Source organism: Methylicorpusculum sp. (genome assembly GCF_030651835.1).
GTDB lineage: Bacteria > Pseudomonadota > Gammaproteobacteria > Methylococcales > Methylomonadaceae > Methylicorpusculum.
Genome location: NZ_JAUSBX010000123.1, coordinates 19660 through 27730, shown reverse-complemented (window position 1 = coordinate 27730; position 8071 = coordinate 19660). Strand labels below are relative to the sequence as shown.

Annotated in this window: 6 protein-coding genes; 1 reads left to right on the top strand and 5 read right to left on the bottom strand. The window is 47.4% G+C overall.

What is annotated here, in order from left to right; all coding sequences use genetic code 11:
* The 3 genes from Q7V32_RS15880 to xseB form a co-directional block, all read right to left on the bottom strand.
* On the bottom strand, positions 1-390 hold a 390-nt coding region (locus tag Q7V32_RS15880), incomplete at its 3' end, for a 1-deoxy-D-xylulose-5-phosphate synthase N-terminal domain-containing protein (protein WP_304897955.1).
* A 362-nt stretch (positions 391-752) separates the two neighbouring features.
* Positions 753-1649: a (2E,6E)-farnesyl diphosphate synthase gene (gene ispA / locus Q7V32_RS15875; protein WP_304897954.1), complete on the bottom strand. Its 897-nt coding sequence runs from the start codon at positions 1647-1649 to the stop codon at positions 753-755.
* Complete coding sequence (xseB, locus tag Q7V32_RS15870) at positions 1642-1875, bottom strand: exodeoxyribonuclease VII small subunit (RefSeq protein ID WP_159654689.1); 234 nt, start codon at positions 1873-1875, stop codon at positions 1642-1644. The genes ispA and xseB overlap by 8 nt, the downstream gene beginning before the upstream one ends.
* Before the next feature lie 83 nt (positions 1876-1958).
* Between xseB and parE the strand changes: the two genes are divergently transcribed.
* Positions 1959-3848, top strand: a complete 1890-nt coding sequence (gene parE / locus Q7V32_RS15865) for a DNA topoisomerase IV subunit B (RefSeq protein WP_304897953.1) — start codon at positions 1959-1961, stop codon at positions 3846-3848.
* Positions 3849-4007: 159 nt separating this feature from the next.
* Here parE and Q7V32_RS15860 read toward each other — a convergent pair whose 3' ends face one another.
* On the bottom strand, positions 4008-5552 hold the full coding sequence (locus Q7V32_RS15860; protein WP_304897952.1) for a sulfotransferase: 1545 nt from the start codon (positions 5550-5552) through the stop codon (positions 4008-4010).
* Positions 5553-5615: 63 nt separating this feature from the next.
* Positions 5616-7793, bottom strand: a complete 2178-nt coding sequence (gene ppk1, locus Q7V32_RS15855) for a polyphosphate kinase 1 (RefSeq protein WP_304897951.1) — start codon at positions 7791-7793, stop codon at positions 5616-5618.
* Between the last annotated feature and the right edge of the window lie 278 nt (positions 7794-8071).

The window sequence follows — 8071 nt, the reverse complement described above, 5'->3', positions numbered from 1 at the left end:
CAACGCCGCGCTGATTGACGTACTGGAATGGCCGACCCCGAACGCATCGTATTCACTTTCGGCACGATTAGGGAAGGCGCATATACCGTCCCGGGTCCGGATCGTCGTCATGCGGTCTTTACGGCCGGTCAGGATTTTATGAGGATAAGCCTGATGTCCCACATCCCAGACCAGCTGGTCAGACGGGGTATCAAACACGTAATGCAACGCCACCGTCAGTTCCACCGTGCCCAGACCCGCCGAGAAATGGCCGCCCGAAATACTCACTGTGTGCGTCAGAAACTCACGCAGTTCTGCGGCCAGCGGTTTGAGTTTGTTTTTGGGTAGGTGCCGAATATCCGCAGGAGATTCGATGGTGTCCAGTATCGGATAGTGACCAGTGATTTTCATGAATTAATCCATTCTTGTGTGTGCGCCGAATCTTGATATACCGTTTTCATTATTTAGTGGGTTCAGTGTCTTAAGCCCGATAATACCGGCTATCCCTGTCTGATTGCTTAGGTCAGGCAGGTTGTTCAAAACCCATTGCCCATTGGCAAGCTAGGTGCGCAATGAGAATAAAGCGGACGATTATGCAGATTAATAACCAAGTGTTCAAGTCGGAATTAATCCGGAAAGATTTATACAGTGAAATAAGCTCCTCGTCGTTCTGAAGCAGTTTAGGAGGAGGGTGGAATATGCAAAGGCTTGGCTGTTCGTGTCCGTCTGAATGGCTCAGTTCGAACAGCCTGATTTAAGCCGCATTTTTGGGTTTAATGATCCCTTTGGATAATATACAAAGACAGGTCGCGCAATAAATCCGCTTCACTGCCAAACACGCTCAAACTGTCAATCGCCAGTTCGTGTAATTCCTGGGCTTTTTGTTTGGCACCTGCCATACCCAATAAAGCCGGGTATGTGGGTTTGTCGTTGTCTTTGTCTTTGCCCTGGGTTTTGCCTAGCGTGGCTGTATCGCTTTCTTCATCCAGAATGTCGTCTTTGACTTGAAATGACAGGCCGATACATTTGGCATAATGATCCAGGCTGTCGGCTGTTTTAGCATCCAGACCTTGTTTCGCGAGAGTGGCCATATTGACGCTCGCGCGAATCAGCGCGCCGGTTTTGTGAATGTGCATATTTTCCAATTCGGGTACGGTCAGCTTTTTGCCCACCGATTCCAGATCGATGGCTTGACCGCCCACCATGCCTTGTGAACCGCTGGCTTTGGCCAGGCATTGAATCATTTTAAGCCGGCCTTCCGCATCGGTTTTCAATGTAGGATCATCGGCCAGTAATTTAAAGGCCAACGCTTGCAGGGCATCCCCGGTCAGAATCGCGGTGGCTTCATCAAATGCTATGTGGCAGGTTGCTTTGCCACGCCTTAAGTCATCATCGTCCATGGCAGGCAGATCGTCGTGGATTAATGAATACACATGAATCAATTCGACTGCACAAGCTGCGCCGTCCAGTCCCTCGGGTGCCAGACCCAGGGTTTTACCGGTACAGTAAGTCAGCATCGGTCGCATGCGTTTGCCGCCATCGAGAACGCAATAACGCATGGCTTCATGCAATTTTTTGGGCAAGACGTTTTCACTGGGTAAACGGTTTTCCAAGGCACGCTCTACGTGATTTTGACAAAAAATAAGGTATTCTTTTAGTGCATTACTCATCGGTAAAGGGCTCCAGGGTTTGCTTGCCGTTTTTTTCTAATAAAATCTGAACTTTTTGTTCGGCTTCCTGTAAGGCTTTTTGGCAGGTGCGGGTCAGATTGACGCCGCGTTCGAACGATTGTAAAGCCTCTTCCAAAGGCAGATCACCTTTCTCCATTTGCTCGACCAGTTTTTCCAGTTCGGCTAAGGATTCTTCAAAGAGGCTTGCGGATTTTTTTTTCGGCATGTAGATAAAAATGAATTGATGATACGATGTTCCAATTAAACAACGCATTATATATGAATTTGGACAGCGAGTGATTAGGAAGTATGAGTAATGATTATAATGCCGCCGCAATTGAGGTTCTTAGCGGTTTGGAGCCGGTTCGTAAACGTCCCGGCATGTACACGGATACCACAAGACCGAATCATTTGGTCCAGGAAGTGGTCGATAACAGCGTAGATGAGGCCATTGCCGGTTTTGCCAATAGTATCGAGGTGGTTTTAGCCAAGGATGGAGGCATCCTGGTTAGCGACAACGGCCGCGGTATGCCGGTAGATATTCATCCCGAACAGGGTATGCCCGGCGTTGAAGTCATTTTGACTCAGCTTCATGCGGGCGGTAAGTTCTCCAATAAAAATTATCAGTTTTCCGGTGGTTTGCATGGCGTTGGGGTGTCTGTGGTCAATGCGCTTTCTGCCCGGCTGGACATTGAAGTCAAGCGAAACGGCAAGCTGTATCACATGGCTTTTGCTGATGGTGAAAAGCAAAGCAATCTGGTTGAAATCGGAACCGTGCCTAAAAATGCCACAGGTACCTCAGTCAAGTTCTGGCCGAATGCTAAATATTTTGATTCCAATAAGGTTTCGGTCAATCGTTTAAAACATGTCCTGCGTGCTAAAGCCGTGCTTTGTCCGGGGTTAGCCATTACCTTGAGGTCCGAGGCAACTGAAGAATACTGGGAGTGGTGTTTTCAGGACGGTTTGAAAGAATATTTGCTGGACAGTCTCGGCAATGTCGACTTCTGTCCTGATCCGCCGTTTATGGGCAAAATGAGTGCCGATCATGAGGCGGTGGAATGGGGGATCGTCTGGACGGCCGAGAGTCTCGCTGAATCTTTGAACGAAAGTTATGTCAATCTGGTGCCTACCGCTCAGGGGGGTACCCATGTCAACGGTTTGAGAGCCGGGTTGACCGAAGCGATGCGCGAATTTTGCGATATCCGCAATCTGCTGCCGCGCGGTGTGAAATTGGCGCCCGAAGATGTCTGGGAAAATTGCCATTTCATCTTATCGGTCAAGCTGGAAGATCCCCAGTTTTCCGGGCAAACCAAAGAACGGTTGAGTTCACGAGAATGCGTTGCCTTTGTTTCCGGTGTGGCTAAAGACGGCTTCAGTCTTTGGTTGAATCAGCACCCTACGGAAGGCGAAAAAATTGCCGAAGTGATCATCAATAATGCCCAAAAGCGTTTAAAAGCCAGTAAAAAGATTATCCGTAAAAAAATTTCCGCGGGTCCTGCTTTGCCCGGGAAATTAGCCGATTGTTCGGGGCAGGATATTACCCGGTCCGAATTGTTTTTAGTGGAAGGTGATTCGGCTGGCGGCTCCGCCAAGCAAGCCAGAGACAAGGAGTTTCAGGCCATTTTGCCGCTGCGAGGCAAAATTTTAAATACATGGGAAGTTGAGAACAATCAGGTTATGGCATCTCAGGAGGTCCATGATATCGCCGTTGCGATTGGCATGGATCCAGGGTCGGATGATTTACAGAATTTGCGTTACGGCAAAATTTGTATTCTAGCTGACGCTGATTCGGACGGAAACCATATTGCGACATTGATTTGCGCTTTGTTTTATCAGCATTTCAGTGCGTTGGTCAATGCCGGGCATGTGTTTGTTGCGATGCCGCCTCTGTACCGGATTGATATTGGCAAAAGAGTCTTTTATGCGCTGGATGAGTCTGAGCGGCAGGGCGTTTTTGATCGTATCAAAGCTGAAAAACTCAAAGGTCAAATCAACGTTCAGCGCTTTAAAGGTTTGGGCGAGATGAATCCCAGTCAATTGCGCGAAACAACGATGAATCCGGATACGCGCAGGCTGGTGCAGTTAACGGTTGAAGAGGGCGATGAGACTCGGGCGCAACTGGATTTACTGCTAGCGAAAAAACGTGCTCCGGACAGAAAACTGTGGCTGGAAACCAAAGGCAATCTGGCCGATCTTTGATCCGGAAAAATTGAACTGATTTTGCAACTAATCTCCCGCTTTGAATTGAGGGTGTAGGGACTGATTGCAAAGGACGCGTGAAACCATCCCTGTTGCAGAAGCCTTTTCAAACAAGCACCTAACCCAATAAAATTGGAGGGGTGAACAAATATCTGATTTTTACAGTGTCCGGTTTCCATATCCAAACGCATCAATAAAAGGCTGAAGCTGTTCCGCAACGGCTTCAAATTCTTTTTCATAGGGCTGCCAGCGGGCAAGCGATGAAGTATAGAGCGGCTGAGCAACTTGGCTGAAACTCGGGCTATTAATCTGTTTGCCTATCGCTCGGCGATGGAAGTCAATTACCGAGGGGTCCCAGGTTAGATCAAGAAATTCGAATACTGTTTTAAACGTGGTTTCAAAATCAGTTACTGCATCTTCGTAACGGAATTCAAGAAAAGGGGCGGGCATAAAGGCTTTGATATGCTGCCACCACGCCATTACCTGCGCATAAAAATTCGCCGTGCCTTCCCAAGTCAGCAATTGTACAGTGGAAGGCGCCGGTGTCATGGTTTGCATAAAACAGCTTAAGCAGATATCCCTGGGGTCTCGTATCACAAAAACAACTTTGGCATCGGGGAACAAACAATTGATCAGTCCCAGGTCCAGGGTGTTCATCGTAGTTTTATCCAGCAGTCTTTGATGACTTAATTTGTCACCAAATAGTTTATGAGCACTGTCCCAATAAAATTGCCGTAAATGTTTTATGCCGGCTAGATCCAGTTGACGAAGTCTTTCCGGCTGGGATTTGGCGGAGGGAACCATGCGTTCCAGTTCTTGGGAGACTGAATAAATCAGATCTGTTTCATCGGCAATAAAAATGTCAGGGTGTCCACCCAAAACCTCTTGGGTCAGCGTGGTGCCTGAGCGCATAAAGCCGATTAAAAAAATGGGGGCCCGATTCTCTTGATCATCCTGATTAAGTGAAGCTGGCGGCCAACGATTAAGCAATGCCTGATCGAATGCCACTATATTGGCTTCAATCATGTTGGGAACCCGCTTGGGATCCTGCTTTTGCACCTCCGGTAATTGGGCTGACAATTCACCCGCCGTATTCAGATGGCTGAATACCTGATGATATTCCCCCATTTTATCGAGCAAGCGTGCCAGTTCTTTGTGGGTGCGAAATTTTTCTTCGGTAGTAAGAGGGTGTTGCAGCACTTTTTCCAAACGTTGTTTTGCCGACTGATTTAATCCTTCTGCCATTTCCAGCGTAGCCACCAAAATAGTGAGCATCGCGTTGTTGGGCGCGAGTTTAAGAGCTTGTTTTCCGGCGCTTAATGCGAGGGCTTTTTGATTAAGGCGCGAATAACTGAGCGCCAGTAATTGAAATCCCCGTACATCGGAATTGTTGATTTGCACTGCCTGCCGACCCAGTTCCAATGCCCCCTGGTAATCGTTCCAAAACTGCAGTTGTTCGATAAGACCCAGTGCCTGGCTGATATCCCGGGTTTTGCGGACATTTTTAAGCAGAATTTGGCCTGCTTTATGTAACTGCCTCACGCCTTCATCGCGTCGGCCCAGCCAGCATAAAGTCTGACCCAGGCAAGCATGGGCTTGAGCATCTTTAGCATTTTCGGCCACTGCTTTTTCAAACCAGATTAACGCTTCGGGCATGTTTTGAGTTTGAACGGCGGCTGCACCGCGTTGCAGAAAGGAAGTCATTTTGGTCGTTATGGTTGGGTTTATAAAAAGTGTAGTTAAGCCGAACAGGTGTTTATTTTACTTTTAGGCATGAGGATTAAACGGCTTTAATTTTTTTTGCTTTTTACCCGGCTGCGCTTCTTTCAGGCGTTTATTGGTCAGCTCTATCAGTCTGACTTGGACGCCTGGTTCACTTTCATTATCGGTAGGTTGCCGCTGCACATAGGTTCCATCGGCTTGCATTTCCCACACGCTGCGTTGATTACTGAGTTGAACGTTCAGAATTTGGCGTAGCTGTGCCTGTAATTCCGGTTTGTTGATCGGTGCGACAACTTCAACCCGGCTTTCGAGGTTTCGTTTCATGCAATCAGCCGAGCCGATAAAATATTCTTCATCGCCGCCGTTTTGAAAATAAAAAATGCGCGAGTGTTCAAGGAATCGTCCGACTATGCTAAGCACCTGAACGGTTTCCGACATGCCCGGAATGCCGGGGCGTAATCGGCAGGTATCCCGGACAATTAAATCAATTTTAACGCCCGCCTGCGAAGCCCTGTAAAGTGCAGCAGTAATATCCACGTCCTCCAGTGCATTCATTTTGAATTGAATCAGGCCGGGCTTTTTATCAGAATGTTTTTTGATTTCCCGCTCTATTTTAGCGAGAAGACTCGATTTGAGGACCTTGGGTGCGGGCAGTAAATGTTGATAGTTACGCTTGACAACCAGGCCGGTCGTTAAGAAGTTGAATAATTCGGTCAGTTCTTCGCCGATGTTTTTATCACAGGTCAAAATGCCAAGATCCGTGTATAGCCGGGCGGTGCCTGCATGATAATTCCCAGTACCGATATGCGCGTAGCGGCGTAACCCGTTGTAATCCTGACGGACGACATAAATGACTTTGCTGTGGGTTTTAAGCCCAACGACGCCATAAGTGACATGAATGCCGACTTGTTCCATGCGATGCGCCCAGCGAATATTGGCTTGCTCATCAAAGCGGGCCTTAAGTTCAATTACGACGGTTACCTGCTTGCCGTTTAATGCCGCATCCATCAGGTATTGCACGATTTTTGTGCCTGCCGATGTGCGGTAGAGCGTCATTTTTATCGCTTGAACATTGGGGTCTCGACTGGCTTCTTTAACGAATCGTTCCACCGTAGTGACAAAAGATTCGTAGGGATGATGCAGTAATATGGTTCCTTGTTCACGAATCGCATGGAAGATATTTGTCGCATTGATCAGTTTTGCATGATCGCAGGGATGATGGGGAGGATCTTGCAGATCGGGTCTTGGAATGCCTGCAATCTGAAACAGGTCTGACAATCCCATGCGTCCCTCTACAACGAAAACATCTTGTTTTTCATTAAGACCGAGTTCGGCGGCGAGCATGCCGCTTTGCAGGGTTCCCATTGTTGCGGCAATTTCCAGGCGGACTACCGGTGCAAATTTTCGTTCCCGCAGTTCTGACTCGATCATTTGTAATAAATCATCGGCCTGCTCTTCATCTTTTTCGGTGACCGCATTTCGCGTCACACGAAAGAGTTCGCAGAACGCGATTTTCATTCCGGGAAAGAGTAAGTCCAGGTTGTTGGCAATTAAATCGCCAAGTGCCACAAACAAATGCCGGTCAGAATTGACCTGAATAAAACGCGGAATTTTGATTCCTACAGGCACTTTGATGCGCACCAAGGTCATATCTTCAGGTTCGCTGGCGTAAACGCCAGCAAGTAAATTGAGCGACAAGTTGGATATGAAGGGAAATGGGTGAGCCGGATCAATTGCCTGGGGTGTCACCAGAGGAAAAATATTAGTGATGTAAAAGTTGCGCATCGCCTGCTGATCTTCTTCAGACAGGTTTTTATAGTCTTCTATGATGATGCCTTCCTGGAGCAAATCTTTTAATATCAGGTTGTAAAGCGTTTGTTTTTTAGTCTCAAGTTCTCGGACCACCTCGAAACATTCGGTTATTTGCTGTTGCGGTGACCGGCCATCGACACTTAATTCGCTGAGACCCGCGCCGACTTGCTGTTTAAGTCCGCCAATCCGCTTCATAAAAAATTCGTCTAAATTGGAGCTAACGATGGCGATGAATTTGACGCGTTCCAACAGCGGTGTTCGAGGGTCTTCTGCCTCATGAAGCACACGTTTGTTGAATTCAAGCCAAGTCACCTCTCTATTGAGATACCATTCCGGAGCATTCAAGTCGAAGAGAGGTGCTTTGTCAGAATTGAGTGATTCATCGTTTGTGTTATCCGTGACAAGTTTCATGGGGCTCTATCTCTGTGTTTAAGCTGATTGGTTAGGTATTTTAAAACAATCTGACAAATAGGTGTCACGTTAACTTTGAAGTTTGAATGTCCTTAATAATTGTGCTTGGCTATTATTACGGTATTACGAACGTGATGTTGACAACTTAAGTTCAAGTATCCAAATAGGAACATGCCGTCAAGCCCCATGGATGGGTTTACGGCCTTCCTCGCAAGGCTTACGGCTAACCTCAAAGCTACATTAAAAACTCAAACTCGAAATTGCCGGGAACATGCATT

Bases quoted from the DNA above. Each gene is read 5' to 3' on its own strand.
- ispA (WP_304897954.1), bottom strand. From the start codon at position 1,649: ATGAGTAATGCACTAAAAGAATACCTTATTTTTTGTCAAAATCACGTA.
- xseB (WP_159654689.1), bottom strand. From the start codon at position 1,875: ATGCCGAAAAAAAAATCCGCAAGCCTCTTTGAAGAATCCTTAGCCGAA.
- parE (WP_304897953.1), top strand. From the start codon at position 1,959: ATGAGTAATGATTATAATGCCGCCGCAATTGAGGTTCTTAGCGGTTTG.
- Q7V32_RS15860 (WP_304897952.1), bottom strand. From the start codon at position 5,552: ATGACTTCCTTTCTGCAACGCGGTGCAGCCGCCGTTCAAACTCAAAAC.
- ppk1 (WP_304897951.1), bottom strand. From the start codon at position 7,793: ATGAAACTTGTCACGGATAACACAAACGATGAATCACTCAATTCTGAC.